The organism is Bradyrhizobium sp. USDA 4486 (assembly GCF_054057995.1).
Genome location: NZ_JBSRZV010000001.1, coordinates 2845727 through 2865706 on the forward strand (window position 1 = coordinate 2845727; position 19980 = coordinate 2865706).

The window sequence follows — 19980 nt, forward strand, 5'->3', positions numbered from 1 at the left end:
TCTGATTCAAATCATTTGGAAAAAGGCGGGGCGCGCGGCCCCGCCTTCAAAAATCACCAGCCCTTGTAGGGCAGCACCGGCGGCTTCTCGGCATTGGTCTTGGGCCACACCGCGACATAGTTCTCGCCGTCCTGGAGCTGGATGATGGCGCCGGAGGCGAGGATGTTCTGGCCCTTGTCGTCGAACTTGACGCCCTTGTAGCCGATCATGAGCTGCTCGGGCTTCAGGTCCGTGGCCTTCAGCGCGGCCTGGATCTTGGCAGGCTCAGTCGAGCCGGCGCGGTCGATGGCGTCGGCCAGCACGAAGAAGCCCTGCATCTGCCGAGCGACCGTGTCGTCCATCTCCTCGCCGCTCTTCTTCTTGTACATGTCGGCGATGATCGCGGACGGCGAGCCCGACGGACCGACCACCCAGGACGAGCGGTTGAAGACGCCTTGCGAAATCTTGCCGACCGCCTTGGTGAAGGACGGATCGGAATAGCCGGCATCGTCGGCGAGCAGCACGGCCGGCTTGTAGTCGAGCGACTGCATGGTCTTGGCGAACAGGATCGCGTCCGACGTGTAGCTGATCATGATGACGACGTCGGGCTTCTTGTCCTTGAGCTGGAGCACCTGCCCCTGCACGTCGGTCGCGTTGACGGGATAGGCGACGTCGAGCGCGATCGGCTGGCCCTTGTCCTTGAAGGCGCCGGCGATCGTGTTCGCGACCGAGGTGCCGTATTCGGTGTTGTCGTGAACGATCGCGACGCTCTCGGTCTTGGCGCCCTGCGCCTTGAGGTCGGCGAGGAACTCGACATAGATCTTGGCGAAGTCGGTGGCGATCGGCGTGGTCCGGAAGAACCATTTGAAGCCGCGCTCGGTGAGATTGGCGGCAACCGACTCCGAATTCAGGAACGGCACGCCGTATTTCTCCGCGATCGCGCTCGAGGTCAGCGTCACGCCGGACTGGTAGGAGCCGAACACCGCGGCCACCTTCTCTTCCGTGATCAGGCGCAGCGCCTGGTTCTGGCCCGTTGCCGGGTTGCCCTGGTTGTCGGCGATGATCACCTCGACCTTGGCACCGCCGAGGCCGGCAAGGCCTGCGTTCTTCGCGAGTGGGAAATTGCCAAGCTCGGGATGAGCGTTGTTGATGATGTCGGTTGCGACATCAAGCGCTGCCTTGGCGTGTGCGCCGATCGAGGCGGTGCCGCCGGACATCGGCATGATCACGCCGATCTTGACGACCTTGTCCTGCGCCTGCGCGACGGGCGCCAGCGCAAGCGATATCGCGGCTACGCAAAGCAGCCCGGTGAGATGCTTCAAATTCATGAAATCAGACCTCCCAAAGGGTTTCCCCGACCAAGATTTTTGGAAGCCATGGCTAAGCGCCCGCTTCCGTTTGTTTATCCCTGGCCTTGGGAGGATGGCATGACGGCCGGATACCGGCAAGGTGAAACGGGGTACCTCCGATGTTGCGCGCGGGGCGAGCCGCGTTCTGTCTGGGTCGTTCGATATGAACCCAACAACCTCCACGCCTTTCCCTCACGGAGACAAGTCGCGTCGTACGGCGCCTATACGTTCTGCATGGCAAAGACGTTGCGCGAGCGGCGCGATCGCGGCACGAACACGTCGTTCAGGAATTAGCGACCTCGTCCGGAAGCGGCGCAGCTGATCGCCCGCGCCGGCCAGACGAGGCATTGTGCCAATCGAGGCGCCGGGACCGCGACGTTCGTCGGGCAAAGCTTGCCCGACGGTTGCCTCAACGGCAGGCTTGCCTATGGCGAGTGTGCCTGAAGCAGCGTCGTGAAGCCGCCATAGATCATGCGCTTGCCGTCGAACGGCATGTCGCCGCCCTTGAGTCGCGCATCGGCCATCACCTTCTTGTTGACGGCATCGCGGGTCTCGCGGTCGCGGTAGATGATCCAGGAGAACACGACCACCTCGTCCTCTTTCGCCATCACCGCGCGCGGAAACGAAGTCAGCTCGCCATAGGGCACGTCGTCGCCGATGCACTCGACGTAATCAAGCGCGCCGTGCTCCATCCAGACCGCGCAGGCCGTTCGCGCCAGCGCCTTGTAGGCCTCGATCTTGTCCTTGGGCACGGCCAGCACGAAACCATCGACATAGGGCATTTCGGATCTCCTTGGGTTGTGTATCCAAGGACGATGGAACGGGGCCCGATCCGACCGGGCTGGGCTGAGGCAAACCGTCGCGAGCCACGGCGTCCTCATGGGTGCCCGCGGGTCAAAGCTCCGTGCACCGCGGCGCTTGCCAGCCCAAGGCCGAGCGGGTAGAACGCTGCCACGCCTGAGCCGTGATTTGCGCCAAACGCGCTTCCGGCCACAGCCGGACAAGTCAATAAGCTATTGAATTTGCCCGGCTATTCCGTTGGGGAATGGTGTAACGGTAGCACAACAGACTCTGACTCTGTTTGTCTTGGTTCGAATCCAGGTTCCCCAGCCAATTCCGGGCGTTTTCCCTAAGTAAGCCCTGCTTTTGAACTGTTCGGACAACGGCTAGTCCGGCGCGAGCGTCGCGAGGCCGGCCTCGATGATCGTGATCTCCTCACTGACCTGCGCGATGGCCTGCTTCGGATCGACGCCGGTGACCGAGATCAACTGCCGCGGCAGATCCTGCCTGTGCGCCAGGATGTCGTGAAGCGCATCGCGGTCGTTCAGCCGTACATAGCCTCCGACGATCAGTTCAAGGGAACGGGACGTCGTACTCTCGATACGCGGGATTACGGTTTGAGCCCTGAAAATATAGCAATCGCCGCCTTCGAAGTGAGCGCCATGTCGCGTCAACCTTGACCGTAAGGCTAACGGCCCGGGCGCGAAACCGCCGCGCGCCCGGAAAAGCGCGGCGCATTTTCCGATCATGCTTTAGTTCGGGCGTCCGATGTTGACGACGATCTCGCCCCTGCCGTGTGCGATCATGACCTGCCCGTACTCGTCCTGCGGCGGACTCTCCTCATAGCGCAGCGGGATCGTGGTGATCTCCTCCAGCGGTTCGCCGCTCAGCTGCTGCGCGCTCACGTCGAGGATCAGGATCTTCGGATTGATGCCCTGCGGCGAGCGCTTGGTCAGGCGGGCCTGCCACCCGTTACTCGGCACCCTGACGTCGCCGACCATGATCAGCTTGGGCGGGGCGCCCGGTTCACGGTCGATCCAGGCCTTGAAGGTGTTTCTCAGCAGGACAGTCATGACGCGTCCCTCCTTTGCCAAGTTGCGCGATCCTTCAGTCACGGGCGCAACATAGGGGGCGAGGCGAAGCGGAACGTGAACGGCCCGTGAATTGGGGTCTCCCGACGCCGCTTGACGGGTGGGATTTCCGGAAAGCGACCTATTCTCCAGTCGCAGGAACCTATTTGCCGGCCGACGCTGACGGGAACCGCGCGACCGCGCCGAGCCGCGCGGGTTCCGCTCCAAGGTCGGCAGACGAGCCAACCAGGCTCTTCCCTGAAGCATGATCCGGAAAGTGCGCTGCGGTTTTCCGAATAGATCATGCTCAAAGCGCGATGACGATTCATCCGCCCTGCCGCGGCTGATGCAGCGACGACCAACGTGCAGGATCTCGCGATCAAGTCAGGGCTGTCGAGCTGAGCGGCCGTTAGATCACGATGTGATCGAAATCGGCGGCGATCCGGCTGTTCGGGAAGATTCTTGCCGCTTCGGTCAGGATCTCGTCATCCGCGTAGCGTCCCGACATATGGGTCAGCATGAGCTGGCCGACGTTGTTCGCGGCCGCAAAGGACGCCGCCTCTGCCGCGGTGAGATGGCCGTAGTCGCGTGCGGTCGACGCATCGCGATCGAGGAACGTCGCCTCGATCACCAGCAAGTCGGCATCTGCAACGTATTGCGACAGCCCCTCGGTGGTCTCGGTATCGCCGACCACAACGAGCTTCTTTCCGCCGCTCGGAGGTCCGAGCACGTCTTCCGGATCGATGGTTCGGTCGGCGATCACGACCGGCCGCCCCGCGGCGAGCTCGCCGCGCATGGGGCCGTCGGGAACGCCGAGCGTCGCGAGGTGATCGGACAGAAGATGGCGGCGTGCGGGACTCTGGAAGGAGAAACCAAAACTGTCGGTGTCGCGGTGGCGAACCGGAAAACAGTCGATGGTGAAATCGCCGTCGTCGAGAACCTGTCCTTCGGTGAGCGGCGCGAACGACACCGCGATCGGCGCCCTGCCCGCACCCCACAGGCCTGCCAGCATGCGGATCACGATATCGAGCGTGCCTTCCCCGCCGTGAATGGTCATCACGCCGGAGGTCTGCCGCAAGCCCAGCGTCGAGAACAGGCCGGGAATGCCGAGCACGTGATCAAGATGGCCGTGCGTCAGCAGGATGCGGTCGAGCCGCCGAAAGCCGGCACCACTGCGCAGCAATTGCCGCTGCGTGCCCTCGCCGCAATCGACCAGGATGCGCTTGCCCGCAGCTTCCACGAGCAGCGCCGGATGGTTGCGTTCCGCCGAGGGAACGCTGGCCGAGGTGCCGAGAAATGTCAGGGCGAACATGTGCGTCAATTGTCCAGCGGTTTTGAAGCCGCCTTCAATCGATGGACGGCCTCACCGTCCCCAATGCCACGCGAGCAGCAGCGCGTATAGGCCCATCGAGGCGGCATAGAGCGCGGTGAGCAGCGCATAGCCCGCGATCTGGCGACCGATCGCGGCCTTCGGCGCGATCCACCAGTCCAGCGCCTTGAAGGCGGCGGGCACCAGGCACCAGCCGAGCAGCTGGGTGCTGACGAGATTGCCGATGAAGAGGGAGAGCCAGACCGGCACGCCATGACTGTCGATCAGCGGCCTGCTGACGAAATAGCCCCAGAGATACACGACGGGATAGAGCACCAGCAGCACGATAAGGTTGCTCTTCCAGATGAAGCCGGGCCCCTGCTCCGGTGCCTCAAGCTTGCCGGCCGGAAACCAGAAATTGAAGCCGTAGCTCGCCCGCTTCACGTTCATGCCGGCGTTGAAACGCTCCCCCTCTTTCAGCAGCGTCTGCCGCGACGGCGAGTCGAGCCAGGCATTGAGATTGGCATCGCTGTCGAACGACAGGATGATGATCCACTCATCGTGCAGGCCCGGAATCGGCCGCTCGATCTTGTGCCGCAGGAATCCCCTAAACTCGGCTTCCGCGGCCTGGATGCGTTGCTGCCATTTGAGGAACGCATCCTCGAGCCCATCCGGAACCTTGAAGGAGATGACGGCGGAGACTGCGCTATCGCGCTGGACGCCGGTGTCCGGCAGGATATGGACATCCTCCGAACCGACGAAGTAGCGCTGCACCTCTGCGATCAGTTTCGCGCGCACCTCGCTCTGGAGCCAGGCGCGGGCGGCGGCAGGGCTTGCGAAACGCACGATCGTCACCCAGTCCACATGGGCGGGCGGCTGCGGCGGCACCACCTCCTGGCCGAGAAAGCCAGGCCAGGTCTTGAGCACCTCGCCGACCTCGCCGTTCCAGCGCGCGAACGCGGCGAAGCCGTCATCCGCGATGCGGCGCTGGATGACGAGAGCGACCGGCTGGCCGACCGTATCAGGAGATGCGCTCATCGCGTCGGCTTCAGCTCTTCTTGTAGAGACGCTTGCCCATCACCCAGGTCTCGTCGACGCAGCGGTCGTCGCCGACCATCATGACGGCGAACAGCATGTTCGCGGCTTCGTCGACCGTGCGCGGGCCGGCGCCGTCGGCGACCAGCGACTGGTGCCAGGGCTGCGCCAGCTGCCCCGCATTGGGATCGAGCGCGACGAAATCGGCCTCCTTGCCGGGCTCGAAATTGCCGAGCTTGTCATCGATATAAAGGCCTTCGGCACCGCCGAGCGTGATCGACCAGAAGCCGCGATAGGGCGAGAGCTTGTTGCGCTCGGCCTCGGCGAGATCCTTGCGCGCCGGATCGATGCTGCCGTCGAGCATCGTGTTGTTGCACATGCCGACCTTGTAGGCGTCGTCCAGCACGGCGATCATCGAGAAGCGGTTGCCGCCGCCGACGTCGGTACCGAACGACATCTTGACGCGATGCTCCGGATCCGTTGCGCGGCCGAGACGGAACAGGCCGCTGCCGAGGAACAGGTTGGAGCACGGGCAGAACACCACCGCCGCGCCCTTCTTCGACATGCGGCGGAACTCGTTGTTGGAGAGATAGACGCCGTGGCCGCCGGAGAATTTCGGGCCGACCAGGTCGAACTTCTCGTAGACGCCGAGATAGTCCTGACAATCCGGATGCTCGACCAGCACGCCGGTGCATTCGGCCGGGTTCTCGGAGATATGGGTGTTGACCCAGCAGTCTGGGTGCTCGTGCTTGAGGCGCTGGCACGCCTTGAGCAGCTCCGGCGAGGCGCCGAAGGCGAAGCGCGGTGTGATGGCGTAGAGGTTGCGGCCCTTGTTGTGGTACTGCGCGATCAGCCGCTTGCTGTCGCGATAGAAGTTCTCGGGCGTGTCGATGAAGTCGGCCGGCGCATTGCGGTCGATCCCGGTGAGGCCCGCGATCACGCGCATGTTGCGCCTGCTGGCTTCCTCGAACAGCTCTTCGGTCGAGACCGGCGAGGAGCTGGTGAACGCCTGGCAGGTGGTGGTGCCGGCGGCGAGCAGTGCGTCGAGAAAACGCTTCGCGCCCTCGCGCGCGTAGTTGCGATCCTTGTACTTGATTTCCTCGGGGTAGATCGACTTCTGCAGCCACGGCAGCAGCTGCTCGCCATAAGCCCCCAGCACGCGGGTCTGCGGCAGATGGATGTGGCCATCGATGAAGCCCGGCAGAATGATGCGGTCCTTGATATGGGTGATCTCGACGCTCCGATGCGCGGCGGCGATCTTGTCGTAGGGACCGAACGCCTTGATGACGCCATCCGCGACGACCATCAGGCCGTCCTGATGAAAGCGTGCGGCGGCCTGCTCGTTGCCGATGTGCTTCCAGGGATCGTCGACAAAGTCGAAGAACGTGCCGCGAATGCCGACGGTGTCATGAGGAGGTTCCTTCCTTAAGTCTGTGTGGCGTTGCGCGCCGAGGGCAGCGAGATCGCAAGCAGCGCGCCCGCGATGGCGCAGAGGCCGAGATAGAGCCAGCCGATCGGCGCCTGCGTCGTTTCGGGCAGCACCGCCGCGATCGCCATGGCGCCGCTGACGGCGAGATAGCAGAGCGCGCTGATGAGGCCGCCGATCAGGCCGTGGTCGCGCTCGAACAGGCCGAGCGCCATGCCGTACATCATCGGGCACAGCACGCCGCAGCCGCCGAGCACCAGCGCGCCGCCGATCGTAATCGACGTGAAATCAAGCCCGACCGTCGTGCCGGTTGCGGTCAGGACCGCAGCGCCAGCAAGGAACAGCGCGAAGGCGCCGAAGCCCATGACACGGGCCGGTAAAAGCTGCGCGAAATGCGCGCAGCCGAGCTCGCCGGCGAGATTGACGCCGCCGAGGCCAAGCGCGACGAGGCCGTAGATGGCCGCCGAATGGCCGAGGCCGGTCTGGTAGAAGAACGGCGCAACGACGCCGAAGGCGAGCTGCGCGCTTGCAGCGGCCGCAAACACCAGCACGAAAGCGAGGAAGCCTGGACGGACAAGCGCATCGCGCAAGATGCCGGCGGTGCGGCGCGGATCGAACGGCGCGCGGCGATCTGTGGGCAGCGTTTCGGGCAGAAGAAACACCACGATGGTGGCGACGATGGCCGCGGCGATCGCGATGACGATGAAGACCCCGCGCCAGGACGCCAGCTCGACGATGAAGCCGCCGGCCGCAGGTGCCAGCACCGGCGCAAGTCCCCAGGCTGCGCCAAGCAGGCCGGAGATCGCGGTGAGCTCACGGCCGCGAAAGCAGTCGGCCGCCACCGCATAGGCGACGACGAGGCAGGTGCAGCCGCCGATGCCTTGCAGGAAGCGCAAGCCCAGCAGCAGCGAGGCGCTAGTGGCGAGCGCGCAGGCGATGCTCATCGCGATCAGCACCGACAGCCCCGCGAGCAGGACGTTGCGGCGGCCGAGCGTGTCGGAGGCGATACCGACAGGCACCAGCGCCAGACTCATGCCGAGCATGTAGGCGGTGACGGTATTCTGCATCGCGGCGGGATCGGCGGCGAGATCCACCACCATCTGCGGCAGGCCGGGCGTGTAGGCATCGAGCGGAATCTGGCTGAACGGCACGACGCACAGCAGGATCGGCACGATCCCACTTCTGGCGCGACCGGCGTCCGAAGCAAGTGCAGTCATGGCTTACGCCCCCTCGATGCCCGCGGGCCCCGTCTTTTCGTGCGCGCAATGAGAGGCGACGATGCAGGTTGCGGTATTGACGCGCGGAGCGTGCCAGAACTGTGTGTAGAAACTCTTAGGAGGTTCCGGCCCACCCTGGCGGCTCACGCCGCGACACGGTGGGACGTGATGACGCTCCAGTTAAATGCGAAAACAACCCCATGCACAGTAGGAGCGGATCGAAATCATTCACCGATTCTTAAAATCCGGGAAAAGCGAAATATCGACTTGCTCCGTCGGGCAAAACAGGTGCAGAATTGCATCATCGCCGACCGTCGGCTCCCCGCCAGAGCGGGGCCATTTACAGTTAGGAAAGCACGGTCGTCTCGAACAATGGTATTCGCCAATCGGCGGACAGGTCTGGTGCCTGTTGCACGGCCCCTCTCGTCCCCCTTCCGAGATCGTACGTTCGATGCCCCAGGCCATCTGTGGGGGAATAGCTTCGACGCGGCAATAAGATAGAATGGAGCTTATGATGAGCGCGGATGGCGTTGACCTGGACTACGGCTCGATCGGCACGCTTCTGAGCGCGTTGCACGCGCGCAAGATCTCCGCATCGGAGTTGCTCGAACACACGATCGGGCGCATCGAGGCCCTGGACAGCCCGATCAACGCCATCGTCGTTCGCGATTTCGATCGCGCGAAGGCGGCCGCGCATGCCGCCGATGCCGCGCTCGGACGCGGCGAGCGGCTGCCGCTGCTCGGCGTCCCCGTAACCCTCAAAGAGCCATTCAACGTCGCCGGCTTGTCGACGACCTGGGGCTTTCCGCACTTTAAGAATTTTAAGCCGGCCGAAGATGCCCTTGTCGTCTCGCGGTTGAAGGCGGCGGGCGCCGTCATCATCGGCAAGAGCAACATCCCGATCGGCTTGCGCGATTTCCAGAGCTACAATGAGATCTACGGAACGACCAACAATCCGTGGGATCTTGGCCGCTCACCCGGCGGCTCCTCGGGTGGATGTGGCGCGGCGCTGGCCGCAGGGTTCGGTCCGCTCTCGATCGGCTCGGACATCGGCGGCTCAATCCGGGTGCCCTCGCATTTCTGTGGCGTGTTCGGCCACAAGCCGAGCCTCGGTCTCGTCCCGCTGCGCGGATACAGCCTGCCGCCGGCACCGCCCGTCCCCGGCCAGGGCGATCTCGCCGTCGTCGGGCCGATGGCGCGCACCGCCTCGGATCTCGCATTGTCGCTCGACGTGATTGCCGGCCCCGACGAGATGCGCGACGGCATCGGCTACCGGCTTGCTCTGCCCGCCCCGCGCCATGGTCAGCTCAGGGATTTCAGGATTCTCGTGATCGACACCCATCCGCTGATGCCAACGAGCGACGCCATGCGGTCAGCCATCGGACGATTGGCGGAACGGCTCGAACGATCGGGCGCCCGCGTCGCTCGCACAAGCGCATCGCTGCCCGATCTCGCGGAGTCCGCGCGGCTCTACATGAAGCTGCTCAATGGCGCGCGAAGCCCGCGACTGACACCAGCCGCCCTCGCCGAGGCGCAGGAAGCTGCCGCAGCGCTCACGCCCGACGACCGCAACCTGCAGGCCGAGCGCGCCCGCGGCTGGGGCATGATCCATCGCGATTGGCTGGCGGCTGATGCGGCCCGCCTGCAGCTGCAGCAAAAGTGGTATCAGCTCTTCCGCGAGTTCGACGCGGTGATCTATCCGGCCGCCGCCGTGCCCGCCTTTCCGCATGACCATTCCGAGCCGTTCGAGGCGCGGAAGCTCGACATCGATGGCAAGCTCTACAACTATTCCGATGCATGCTTCATTTGGGCCGATCCCGCCTCGACCTGCGGACTGCCTGCGACCGCCGTTCCGATCGAGCGCACGCCGTCGGGCCTGCCGGTCGGCGTGCAGATCATCGGACCGTATCTGGAGGACCGCACAACGATTGCACTGGCGGGATTGATCGAACGCGAGTTCGGCGGGTTCGTCCCGCCGCCGGCGTTGCCGGGATGAATCAGGTTCTGTCCACCGACTGCGCCTCAACCGCCTGCACCGCGACGCTTGCGACTTGCCGCAGCGCTTCGCGGTCCGCGCCCGATGACGCCATCACGCCCATACCGACGGACACCGCCGAGACATAGCGAGCGAGCGCGGCCGGATCTGACGTGTCCTTGAGATCGCCCTCCGCCTTGGCGCGGACAAAACGCTCGCGGAGCTGGTCCTCGTTCTGGGCGCGGCGGGCGGCGAGCTCAAAGGGGACGTTCTCGGAGCCGGTGCCGCAGGCAATTCCGCCCTGCACGAGCAGGCAGCCGGGCGGATTGGCGGGATCGGTCTGCTTGTCGGCGATGCCCATCAGCATTCGCTCGGCGACCTCGCGGGCGGTCGGGGCCGCGACGACCTCGTCCATCCAGACGCCGCGCAGCTTGGTGTAGCGGTCGAGCGCGGCCTTCAGCAGGCCTTCCTTGTTGCCGAAGCAGGCATAGAGGCTGGGGGGATTGATGCCCATGGCCTCGGTGAGCTGGGCAATGGTCGCGCCCTCATAGCCATGGCGCCAAAACACTTCCATCGCCCGGTCCAACGCCGTCTCGGCGTCGAATTCGCGGGGGCGTCCCATGCCCATGTGCCCGTCTCCTTGGACTTCACGTTCTGCCTGAGGCTTAACGTCAAATCCTATCTATTTGTTCTAGCTTACTTTTTTCAGCGCCTTCCAATTGTCGCGGTATGCAGCTACAATTTTCTTAGTGAATGGTACATAAGTATCTTGCACTGCGGCATCCAGCTCCACATCTGTAGCAAACACTACATATCTGGAGCGCGCAAATGCATCCCTCCCAAAATACCGCCCCTACCGGCCGTTTCCGCCGTCTTCTCGGCGGCGTCGCCATCGTGGGCGCACTCGCCGTTGCCGGCTCGATCGCGACCGGCCACTACTTCCACGCTGCGCAAGCGACCGCAACCGGCGCCGCGGCTGAACAAGCCGTCTCCGTCACCGTCGCGATGATCGAACCCAAGCAGACCGTGCTGTGGGACGATTTTTCCGGCCGGCTCGAGGCCATCCAACGCGTCGAGCTTCGCCCGCGCGTGGCCGGCGCGATCCTGTCGACCAACTTCACCGAGGGCGCGCTGGTGAAGGCCGGCGACGTGCTGTTCAAGATCGATCCGGCGCCCTACGCCGCCGAGGTCGACAAGGCTGCCGCGCAGCTCGAGGCCGCCAAGGCCCGCGTGGTGTTCACCCAGAGCGAGCTCGAGCGCGGCGCGCAGCTGGTTGGGAACGCCGTGGTCACGCGGCGCGACTATGACCAGCGCGACAACGCCAATCGCGAAGCGATCGCCAATGTGAAGGCGGCCGAGGCGACGCTGCAGACTGCAAAGCTCAATCTCGACTACACCGAGGTTCGGGCACCGGTGGATGGCCGCGTCGGCAAGATCGAGGTCACCGTCGGCAATCTCGTCGCCGCCGGCACTGCTTCCCCAGTGCTGACCTCGCTGGTCTCGGTCAATCCGATCTACGCCTCGTTCGATGCGGACGAAGAGGTGGTGCTGCGGGCGCTGAACTCGATCGCGGATGGCACGGGCCAGCGTGGCAAGCTCGACCAGATTCCGGTCGAGATGACGACGTCAGGCGGCCTCTCGTCCAAGGGCCACATCCAGCTGATCGACAACCAGGTCAACGGTCAGAGCGGGACCATCCGCGTCCGCGCCGTCTTCCCCAACGAGGACGGGCGTCTGATCCCAGGGCAGTTCGCCCGCGTGCGCATGGGCCAGCCCAAGCAGCAGACGCTGGTGATGATCGATGAGCGCGCGATCGGCACTGACCAGGACAAGAAGTTCGTGATGGCGGTCGGTGACGACAGCCGCGCGGTCTACCGGCCGGTCACGCTGGGCGGCGCCGTCGATGGACTCCGCATCGTGACGTCGGGCCTGAAGCCAGGCGATCGCATCGTCGTCAACGGTTTGCAGCGCGTGCGTCCCGGCGCCCTCCTCAAGACGGAGATCGCGGCGATGGGGGCGCGGGGGCAGCAGGCTTCCAACCACAGCAACCAGGACGTGGTGCAACGCTAGTTATACCGCATCGTTCCGGGGCGCGACGAAGTCGCGAACCCGGAACCTCGACGTCATAGAACGGCCAAGACATAACTTCCGGATTCCGGGTTCGCGGGCTCTGCCCGCGCCCCGGAATGACGGGAGAGTTGTCTCTGATACAGGGGCAAAGCCATGAATCTCTCAAAGTTCTTCATCGATCGTCCGATTTTCGCCGGCGTGCTGTCGGTCATGATCTTTCTCGCTGGCCTGATCTCGCTGTTCGCGATGCCGATCTCGGAATATCCTGATGTCGTGCCGCCCTCCGTCGTGGTGCGCGCGACCTATCCCGGCGCCAATCCCAAGGTGATCGCGGAGACTGTCGCGACGCCGATCGAGGAGCAGATCAACGGCGTCGAGAACATGCTGTACATGTCGAGCCAGGCCACCACCGACGGCGCGATGACGCTGACGGTGACGTTCCGCCTCGGCACCGACCCCGACAAGGCGACGCAGCTCGTGCAGAACCGCGTGCAGCAGGCCGAGCCGCGCCTGCCGGCCGTGGTGCGCCAGCTCGGCATCATCACCAAGAAATCCTCGCCCGACCTGACCATGGTGGTGCATCTGCTGTCCCCGAACGGCCGCTACGACATGACGTATTTGCGCAACTACGCAGTGCTCAACGTCAAGGATCGCCTTGCCCGGATCGACGGCGTCGGCGATGTCCAGCTTTATGGGGCCGGCGACTATTCGATGCGGGTCTGGGTCGATCCGCAGAGGGCGGCCGAGCATGGGCTGACCGCCAGCGATATCGTGAGAGCGATCCAGGCGCAGAACGTCGAGGCTGCGGCGGGCGTGGTCGGCTCCTCGCCCAACGTCAAGGGCATCGATCTCCAGCTCTCGGTCAACGCCGAAGGACGTCTCGCTAACGAGGAGCAGTTCGGCGACATCGTGGTCAAGACCGGCTCGCGCGGCGAAGTGGTTCGCCTTCGTGACGTCGCGCGCATCGAGCTTGGCGCCTCCGAATACGGCCTGCGCTCGCTGCTCGACAACAAGCAGGCGGTGGCGATCCCGATCTTCCAGGCGCCCGGCTCCAACGCGCTGCAGATCTCCGACCATGTCCGCGCCACCATGGCCGAGATCAAGAGGAACATGCCGGAAGGCGTATCCTACCAGATCGTCTACGATCCCACCCAGTTCGTGCGCTCCTCGATCGAGGCCGTGATCCACACGCTGTTGGAGGCGATCGCGCTGGTGGTTCTGGTCGTGATCCTGTTCCTGCAGACCTGGCGCGCTTCGATCATCCCCCTGCTCGCCGTGCCGGTCTCCATCGTCGGCACGTTTGCAGTGATGCACGTGTTCGGCTTCTCCATCAACGCGCTCAGCCTGTTCGGCCTCGTGCTCGCGATCGGCATCGTCGTCGACGACGCCATCGTCGTGGTCGAGAACGTCGAGCGCAACATCGAAGCGGGGTTGTCGCCGCGCGATGCCACCTACCAGGCCATGCGCGAGGTGTCGGGACCGATCATCGCCATCGCGTTAGTGCTGATCGCGGTGTTCGTGCCGCTCGCCTTCATCTCCGGCCTGACCGGGCAGTTCTACAAGCAGTTCGCGCTGACGATCGCGATCTCGACCGTGATCTCCGCCGTCAACTCGCTGACCTTGTCGCCGGCGCTGTCGGCGCTGCTGCTCAAGGGCCACAACGAGCCGAAGGACCGGCTGACGCTGATCATGGAAAAGAGCCTCGGCTGGTTCTTCCGCGGCTTCAATCGGGTGTTCACCTATTCGTCGGAGAGCTACAGCGGCAGCGTCACCAAGGTGATCTCGGGCAAGGCCGCGGTGATGGGCCTCTATGTGCTGCTGGTCGGCGTCACGGCCCTGCTGTTCCAGCAAGTGCCGAGCGGCTTCGTGCCCGGACAGGACAAGCAATATCTGGTCGGCTTCGCCCGCCTGCCCGACGGCGCCACGCTCGACCGCAGCGAAGAGGTGATCCGCAAGATGAGCGACATCGCGCTGACCCAGCCCGGTGTCGAGAGCTCGGTGGCCTTCCCCGGCCTGTCGATCTCCGGCTTCACCAACTCCTCCAATGCCGGCATCGTGTTCTCGACGCTGAAACCGTTCGACGAACGCAAGGATCCTTCGCTCAGCGGGCCTGCGATCGCGGCCGAGTTGAACAAGAAGTATGCCGGCATTCAGGAGGCCTTCATCGCCATGTTCCCGCCGCCGCCGGTCAACGGCCTCGGCACCATCGGCGGCTTCAAGCTGCAGATCGAGGACCGCGCTGGTCTGGGCTATGACGCGCTGAACGAAGCGACGAAAGCGTTCATGGCGGCGATGCAAAAGGCGCCGGAGATCGCCGGCGTGTTCTCGAGCTTCCAGGTCAACGTGCCGCAGCTGTTCGCCGACATCGACCGCACCAAGGCGCTCCAGCTAGGGGTGCCCGTGACGGAGGTGTTCAACACGCTGCAAATTTACCTCGGCTCCTATTACGTCAACGACTTCAACAAGTTTGGCCGCACCTATTCGGTCCGGGTCCAGGCCGACGCGCCGTTCCGCGCGCGTGCCGACGACATCAGGCAGTTGAAGGTGCGCTCGTCGTCGGGCGACATGGTGCCGCTGTCGGCGCTGCTCAAGATCCGCCAGAGCGCGGGGCCGGAGCGTGCGATCCGCTACAACGGTTTCCTGTCCTCCGACATCAACGCGGCGGCTGCGCCCGGCTTCTCCTCGGGCCAAGCTCAGGAAGCGGCGACCCGGATCGCGGCGGAAGTGCTGCCGCCCGGCTTCGCCTTCGAATGGACCGACCTGACCTATCAGGAGTTCATCGCCGGCAATTCCGGCATCTGGGTGTTTCCGCTGGCGATCCTCCTGGTGTTCCTGGTGCTGGCCGCGCTCTATGAGAGCCTGACCCTGCCGCTCTCGATCATCATGATCGTGCCGATGGGCCTATTGGCTGCGATGTTCGGCGTCTGGATCTCGAAGGGCGACAACAACGTCTTCACCCAGATCGGCCTCATCGTGCTGGTCGGCCTCTCCGCCAAAAACGCGATCCTGATCGTCGAATTCGCGCGCGAGCTCGAATTTGCAGGACGCACACCGATCAGGGCCGCGATCGAGGCGAGCCGCTTGCGGCTGCGCCCGATCCTGATGACGTCGATGGCGTTCATCATGGGCGTCTTGCCGCTGGTGCTCTCGACCGGCGCAGGCTCGGAGATGCGCCGGGCCATGGGCGTCGCCGTGTTCTCCGGCATGATCGGCGTCACCGTGTTCGGCCTGTTCCTGACGCCCGTGTTCTACGTGCTGCTCAGAACCATCACCCGCAACAAGCCGCTGGTGCATCATGGCAGCGACGTCAGCGCGGCGCCTGTGCAGGGCATGAGCCACGAGGCCGGTCACTAATGCGCGAGGAGCTTTGGATGAATCATCATCGCGCTTTAAGTTGTTGTTTGAGCATGATCTCCGCGCAAACGCGTTCTGCGTTTGTCGCGAGGGAAAACCGCTGCGCACTTTGCGCTGACGCGGCCCTCCGGGTCCGGATCATGCGCTAGATCAGGGACAGACCTGATACCAGCAACAGAGCGAGCACGGTCTTGCGAAAGACCGTCTCGTTGACCCGATGGAAAGCGATCACACCGAGCGCCGAGCCAGCGAACAGCGCCGGCAGGCTGACCGCGAGATCGACGAAGACCTTTGACGATAGGTCCTGGTGTCCGACCAGCAGCGCGATCGCGAACAGCTGCATCGCAGCGATGAAGGGCTGAACCAGGCCGCGCTGCTCGCTCTTGGGCATGCCGCGCATGTCGCACCAGATCGTCGGAATCGCGCCGGGCATCGCGGTGAGCCCGCCGACCAGCCCTCCCCCGAATCCGATCAGCGCCACCCAGTGACGGCCGACCGCCTCGCCGGCCGTGACCAGCGTCGGCCGCAGCAGCATGTAGGCGGCATAGAGCGCGACGACGATGCCGAAACCGCGCCGAAGCACATGCGTGTCCGCGGTCTGCAACAGCGACACCGCAATGGGAACGCCAATCAGCCCGCCGACGATCAGCAGCAGGCTGCCCTCCCAGCGGATGCTGCGCCGAAGGGCCCACAGATTGGTCGCCTGCACGCCGATACTGCACGCCATCATCACCGGCACGGCTTCGAGCGGTTGAAACACGCGAAGCAGGATCGCGCCAGCCACGGCCGAGAACGCGAAGCCCGAAAGGCCCGAGACGAAGGCGCCGGCGAAGACGGCAACGCTGAGCAGGATCAGGGTCGTGGCGTCAGGCACAAGCCGTCCTCCAGTCAATCGTAGGAAACCTGCGAGACAGGAACGTCGGCGCTCCCGGAGCAAACGGCCTGTTCACGAGGCAACGACACGTGCATCGCGTGGACGTGAGACCGTTCCAGCATTGCGAGCCCGATCAACTCGAGCGTGACGAGCGCCGCGGTCAGGGCGACCGCGACGATATTGGCGTTACGCGCGCTTGAACGCGGGAGCGCCGGCGGCGCGCTCGCGCGCATCGGGTTCGTGGGCATTTTCTGAAATATCCTCTTGATTGCTGACCGGAATGAATTGGTTCAAAGGCAATGGTTCGTGCGCCGGCTCCAGCAGATGGCGATAGCGCCGCAACGCGCGCCGCGCCTCGATCCCGCGCTGCTCACGGAATGCTGCGCCTATCCGTGCGGCGATGTCGCGGAACTTGCCGACCCAAACCGTTGACGCCGTTCGCATGACAATCGCCCTCAACCAGCGCGGGAAATCAATCAGATCACCCTCACGTGCCGTGAGTTGATCGCGTGACATCTCGTAAAAGAGAGCGCGGAAAATCGCGTCACCCGAACGAATGAGGTGCGATAACTTTCTAATGATGGCTTGGCTTTGAACCTGATGCGAGCTGCAGCGACTCGGGTTGCGCGCGGATCATGCCTTGCGCGTCAGCGCACGAGCGGATTGGAGAATCCGGCCGCGAGCTTGACGAGATCGGACTGGCGCGAAACGCAGGCCTTGGCGAAGACGCGATGCAGATGGGTCTTCATGGTCGTCTCGGCGAGCCGACCTTGGATTTGGCCAAGCTCCGGGCTTGTATTCAAGGCGGCTGCGCTCAGAACCCTTGCGAGCATCCCGGCCGCAAGAACAATCGTTTCATGTCAGCCTCCCATCGCGTTCCCCGCACGGATGACCCATCTGTCCCGGCGGCCCGCAAGGGTGCGACGAGGCCGACCAAGGTCGATAGTGACGGCGAGGCCTTACGGCCGCCGCGGCACGATGGCGATCGGGGTGAAGGTGTAAACCTCTTCGCCGTTCTGGTTGAACATTGTCCATTTCACCAGCGCGATACCTTGCGGCTTCGACTTCGACGGCGTCAGGCTCATGACTTCGCCGAGCAGATGCAGGCGGTCGTTCGGCCGCACCGGCATGGTCCAGCGCAGGCCATCGACGCCTGCGCCGATCAGCGGATGCGGGCCGAAGGGGCGGGTCTGGATGGCGAGGTTCATGGCGATTGCCGCGGTGTGCCATCCCGAGGCAGCGAGGCCCTTGAACAGGGTCGCCTTGGCGGCCTCGTGGTCGAGGTGCATCGGCTGCGGATCGAACTCGGCCGCAAAGCGCTTGATGTCGGCTTCGGTGACCTGAACTTCCGGCGATTTGAACCGCATTCCGATGGTGAGATCGTCGAACCACTCGACCTGCGCCATGATTTTGCCTCGCAATATGACGTGCCGCCCGCGACAGGCGCGCGGCTGAAAGGAATTGACTGGAAACAGGACATAGCCGCTCCGCGGCGCACAAAGCCAGCCTGGGGTTCCCGCGAAACCCCTTTCCCGATGCGACGAAACACGCCTGAAACAGATAGCCGCTTAAGTGGTTGTCAAAATAAATACAGGGACGGCCACCATGCAATTCCTCATCGACCTGATCTATGATTACGCCTGCTGTCAGCACCTCGTCGCCCAGCCGCTACGGGAGGACGAGCTATGATCGAACTGATCTCCGCCCTCCTCGCCCTTTGCAGCATCGGCGTCTTTGCAGCGCATGCGCTGGATGCCTACCGCACCACGCATTACTGACCGCCGCACCCTCGCGGCGCTCGCTGAAACAGCAACCTAAAGCGCGATGACGATCTATCCTGATCCATCGCGCTCTAGCTAGAACGGCCGCCGGTAAAAATGCTCCGAATGTGTCGCCGGCGGAAACCGGTTGGCGAGTGCGATCGCGCCCCTCTCGTCCGTCTCGAGCGCGATCTTCTGTGCCAGCATCACGTCGCCCGGCACCAGGAAGCCTGAGGGGACGAAGCACCATCCCATCGTCGCGTGCCCGTCGCCATCGATTTCGTGGACATTGGCGGCCGTGCCGTAATGGATGCGATAGGTCTTGCCGGTATCGCAGCCGATCACATCGAAATACCGGTGCTCCTCGAACTGCGCGCGCTGTTCCGGCGACAGCCATTCGGCGAGCAACCGGCGACCGCGCGCATCCGGCGTGTTCTCGCCGAAGAAGCGCCGATAGAGCTCGCGCAGCGCATGCAGACGCGCACGCGCCGGCGCGCGAAGCCAAACTGCCGCGATCATGAGCAGCTCAGATCAGCCGCCGACCAGGCGGGGATAGAACAGCGTTTCCTGCGCGGTCGGATCGAATGATCGAATCCGGGTGACTTCGCCCGGCCCGGTCCGGAGGGCGGCGGTGAAGCCGGCTCCGGTCAGCTCCCGAAAGCGCCGTTCAGCTCGCGCCAGCGCTTCGGCATTGCCAGGATCAAACTCATGGCGCGTATCGCCAGTCTGGTCCATCACGATCTGGGTTGCCATCGTTGAGTCTCCTCATGCCCAGCCCCGAACCTGATCAAAGCAAACGTCGTGCCGTCAGTTCCTGATAGCAACAACTTTCTCGCGCCGGCGCATCACGCCTTGCTGAGCAGAAGCATTTCGAGCGACGGGGACGCCGGTTCGCGCGCCAAGAAAACGCGTCAAAACAGGAATCTAAAGCTCTGTACGAACGGGGATTTGCTCAGCGGGAGGCCGCCGCCCCGCCCTCGTCGATCTGCCGGCCCATCAGAGCGATCGCCTTCTGATACACGCCGGCGGCATTCCAGGCCTCGATGGCGGCAAAGTTCGGCTCGCCCGGCTGGTAACCGGCTCCCGCCCGCCAGCCATGGGCCCGGAGGAAATTCGCCGTCGAGCTCAGCGCGTTGGCGGCAACGTCGAGATTGCCGGTGCCGTAGGCCAGGATGTTCTTGGGCATGAACTGGGTCTGCCCGACTTCGCCATGCATGGAGCCGCGGGTAGCCCCCGACAGCGTGCCACGGTCGATCAGCTTCAGCGCGGCATAGAGCTGGTCGGTGAAGAATTCGGGACGGCGGCAGTCATAGGCCAGGGTCGCGATCGACGAGAGCATGTTCTGGTTGCCGCGCTGGCTGCCGAAACCGGTCTCCATGCCCCAGATCGCGATCAAGGGCCCCGGCGGGACGCCGTACTGCTGCTGAATCGAGGCGAACAAGGCGGCGTGCGACTGCTTGAGCTGCCGCCCCTTGGCGACGATGGTGGCGGCGCCACGCTTGGCGAGGAACTGGTCGAGCGAGAGCGAGAAGCTGCGCTGGCCGCGGTCGGCAGCAATGGTGGCGCTGGCGTAATTGGCCTGCATCAGCGCCGAGATCGCGGTCTGGCCGATGCCCTTGCCTTGCGCCTCCGCGCTGAACTCGCGCTTCCAGGCCTCGAAACCCGCGGGCGAGCTACCACATTGCGCGGCCTCGGCGGTCGGCGGCAGAGAAAGAAGCAGCGCAACAGCGCCAATGATGGCCATCGCAACGGTCCCGCCCTTGGTCATTCTCGTTCCTCTCT

The 19980-nt window shown here is 64.3% G+C and carries 18 protein-coding genes, 1 tRNA gene and 1 pseudogene; 4 read left to right on the plus strand and 16 right to left on the minus strand.

Going from position 1 to position 19980, the window contains the following annotated elements; genetic code table 11:
• Nucleotides 1-53 precede the first annotated feature (53 nt).
• Complete coding sequence (locus ACVWY3_RS14035) at nucleotides 54-1307, minus strand: ABC transporter substrate-binding protein (RefSeq protein WP_456838977.1); 1254 nt, start codon at nucleotides 1305-1307, stop codon at nucleotides 54-56.
• Between the two features lie 446 nt (nucleotides 1308-1753).
• Nucleotides 1754-2110 (minus strand): DUF1428 domain-containing protein, encoded by a 357-nt coding sequence (locus ACVWY3_RS14040; protein WP_456838978.1) that lies wholly within the window; start codon nucleotides 2108-2110, stop codon nucleotides 1754-1756.
• A gap of 257 nt (nucleotides 2111-2367) precedes the next feature.
• On the opposite strand from ACVWY3_RS14040, the gene ACVWY3_RS14045 reads away from it, so the two are divergent.
• Nucleotides 2368-2441, plus strand: a tRNA-Gln gene (locus ACVWY3_RS14045).
• Between the two features lie 53 nt (nucleotides 2442-2494).
• On the opposite strand, the gene ACVWY3_RS14050 is transcribed toward ACVWY3_RS14045, so the two are convergent.
• The 6 genes from ACVWY3_RS14050 to ACVWY3_RS14075 form a co-directional block, all read right to left on the minus strand.
• A complete protein-coding gene (locus ACVWY3_RS14050; RefSeq protein WP_456838979.1) occupies nucleotides 2495-2782 on the minus strand; it encodes a hypothetical protein in 288 nt (95 codons plus the stop codon).
• A gap of 78 nt (nucleotides 2783-2860) precedes the next feature.
• Complete coding sequence (locus ACVWY3_RS14055; RefSeq protein WP_456838980.1) at nucleotides 2861-3181, minus strand: hypothetical protein; 321 nt, start codon at nucleotides 3179-3181, stop codon at nucleotides 2861-2863.
• 406 nt (nucleotides 3182-3587) lie between these two features.
• Nucleotides 3588-4490 carry a ribonuclease Z gene (gene rnz / locus ACVWY3_RS14060; RefSeq protein WP_456838981.1) on the minus strand — a complete coding sequence of 301 codons (903 nt, stop codon included), beginning with the start codon at nucleotides 4488-4490 and terminating at the stop codon, nucleotides 3588-3590.
• 51 nt (nucleotides 4491-4541) lie between these two features.
• Nucleotides 4542-5525 carry an antibiotic biosynthesis monooxygenase gene (locus tag ACVWY3_RS14065; RefSeq protein ID WP_456838982.1) on the minus strand — a complete coding sequence of 328 codons (984 nt, stop codon included), beginning with the start codon at nucleotides 5523-5525 and terminating at the stop codon, nucleotides 4542-4544.
• 10 nt (nucleotides 5526-5535) lie between these two features.
• On the minus strand, nucleotides 5536-6918 hold the full coding sequence (gene guaD, locus ACVWY3_RS14070) for a guanine deaminase (protein ID WP_456843362.1): 1383 nt from the start codon (nucleotides 6916-6918) through the stop codon (nucleotides 5536-5538).
• Between the two features lie 29 nt (nucleotides 6919-6947).
• Nucleotides 6948-8165 carry a multidrug effflux MFS transporter gene (locus ACVWY3_RS14075; RefSeq protein WP_456838983.1) on the minus strand — a complete coding sequence of 406 codons (1218 nt, stop codon included), beginning with the start codon at nucleotides 8163-8165 and terminating at the stop codon, nucleotides 6948-6950.
• 514 nt (nucleotides 8166-8679) lie between these two features.
• On the opposite strand from ACVWY3_RS14075, the gene ACVWY3_RS14080 reads away from it, so the two are divergent.
• Nucleotides 8680-10161 carry an amidase gene (locus ACVWY3_RS14080; RefSeq protein WP_456838984.1) on the plus strand — a complete coding sequence of 494 codons (1482 nt, stop codon included), beginning with the start codon at nucleotides 8680-8682 and terminating at the stop codon, nucleotides 10159-10161.
• A 1-nt stretch (nucleotide 10162) separates the two neighbouring features.
• On the opposite strand, the gene ACVWY3_RS14085 is transcribed toward ACVWY3_RS14080, so the two are convergent.
• Nucleotides 10163-10768 carry a TetR/AcrR family transcriptional regulator gene (locus tag ACVWY3_RS14085; protein WP_456838985.1) on the minus strand — a complete coding sequence of 202 codons (606 nt, stop codon included), beginning with the start codon at nucleotides 10766-10768 and terminating at the stop codon, nucleotides 10163-10165.
• 200 nt (nucleotides 10769-10968) lie between these two features.
• Between ACVWY3_RS14085 and ACVWY3_RS14090 the strand changes: the two genes are divergently transcribed.
• Together ACVWY3_RS14090 and ACVWY3_RS14095 are read left to right on the plus strand one after the other, a co-directional pair.
• Nucleotides 10969-12210, plus strand: coding sequence for an efflux RND transporter periplasmic adaptor subunit (locus tag ACVWY3_RS14090; protein ID WP_456838986.1), 1242 nt, complete (start codon nucleotides 10969-10971; stop codon nucleotides 12208-12210).
• Between the two features lie 153 nt (nucleotides 12211-12363).
• The gene (locus ACVWY3_RS14095; RefSeq protein WP_456838987.1) at nucleotides 12364-15564 is read left to right on the plus strand and encodes an efflux RND transporter permease subunit; all 3201 of its coding nucleotides are present in this window, start codon (nucleotides 12364-12366) and stop codon (nucleotides 15562-15564) included.
• A gap of 145 nt (nucleotides 15565-15709) precedes the next feature.
• Here the strand turns inward: ACVWY3_RS14095 and ACVWY3_RS14100 are convergent, their stop codons facing one another.
• From ACVWY3_RS14100 to ACVWY3_RS14130, 7 genes and pseudogenes are all read right to left on the minus strand, one after another.
• Nucleotides 15710-16438 (minus strand): sulfite exporter TauE/SafE family protein, encoded by a 729-nt coding sequence (locus ACVWY3_RS14100; protein WP_456838988.1) that lies wholly within the window; start codon nucleotides 16436-16438, stop codon nucleotides 15710-15712.
• 186 nt (nucleotides 16439-16624) lie between these two features.
• On the minus strand, nucleotides 16625-16882 hold the full coding sequence (locus tag ACVWY3_RS14105; RefSeq protein ID WP_456838989.1) for a hypothetical protein: 258 nt from the start codon (nucleotides 16880-16882) through the stop codon (nucleotides 16625-16627).
• A gap of 203 nt (nucleotides 16883-17085) precedes the next feature.
• A pseudogene (locus tag ACVWY3_RS14110) lies at nucleotides 17086-17202 on the minus strand (LuxR family transcriptional regulator); the annotation flags it as partial.
• A gap of 195 nt (nucleotides 17203-17397) precedes the next feature.
• Nucleotides 17398-17844 (minus strand): MaoC family dehydratase, encoded by a 447-nt coding sequence (locus tag ACVWY3_RS14115; protein WP_456838990.1) that lies wholly within the window; start codon nucleotides 17842-17844, stop codon nucleotides 17398-17400.
• Between the two features lie 450 nt (nucleotides 17845-18294).
• Entirely contained in the window at nucleotides 18295-18717 is a 423-nt protein-coding gene (locus ACVWY3_RS14120; RefSeq protein WP_456838991.1) for a hypothetical protein, read from the minus strand.
• Between the two features lie 12 nt (nucleotides 18718-18729).
• Nucleotides 18730-18951, minus strand: coding sequence for a hypothetical protein (locus ACVWY3_RS14125; protein ID WP_007592399.1), 222 nt, complete (start codon nucleotides 18949-18951; stop codon nucleotides 18730-18732).
• A gap of 199 nt (nucleotides 18952-19150) precedes the next feature.
• A complete protein-coding gene (locus ACVWY3_RS14130) occupies nucleotides 19151-19966 on the minus strand; it encodes a lytic murein transglycosylase (RefSeq protein ID WP_456838992.1) in 816 nt (271 codons plus the stop codon).
• Nucleotides 19967-19980: the final 14 nt, after the last annotated feature.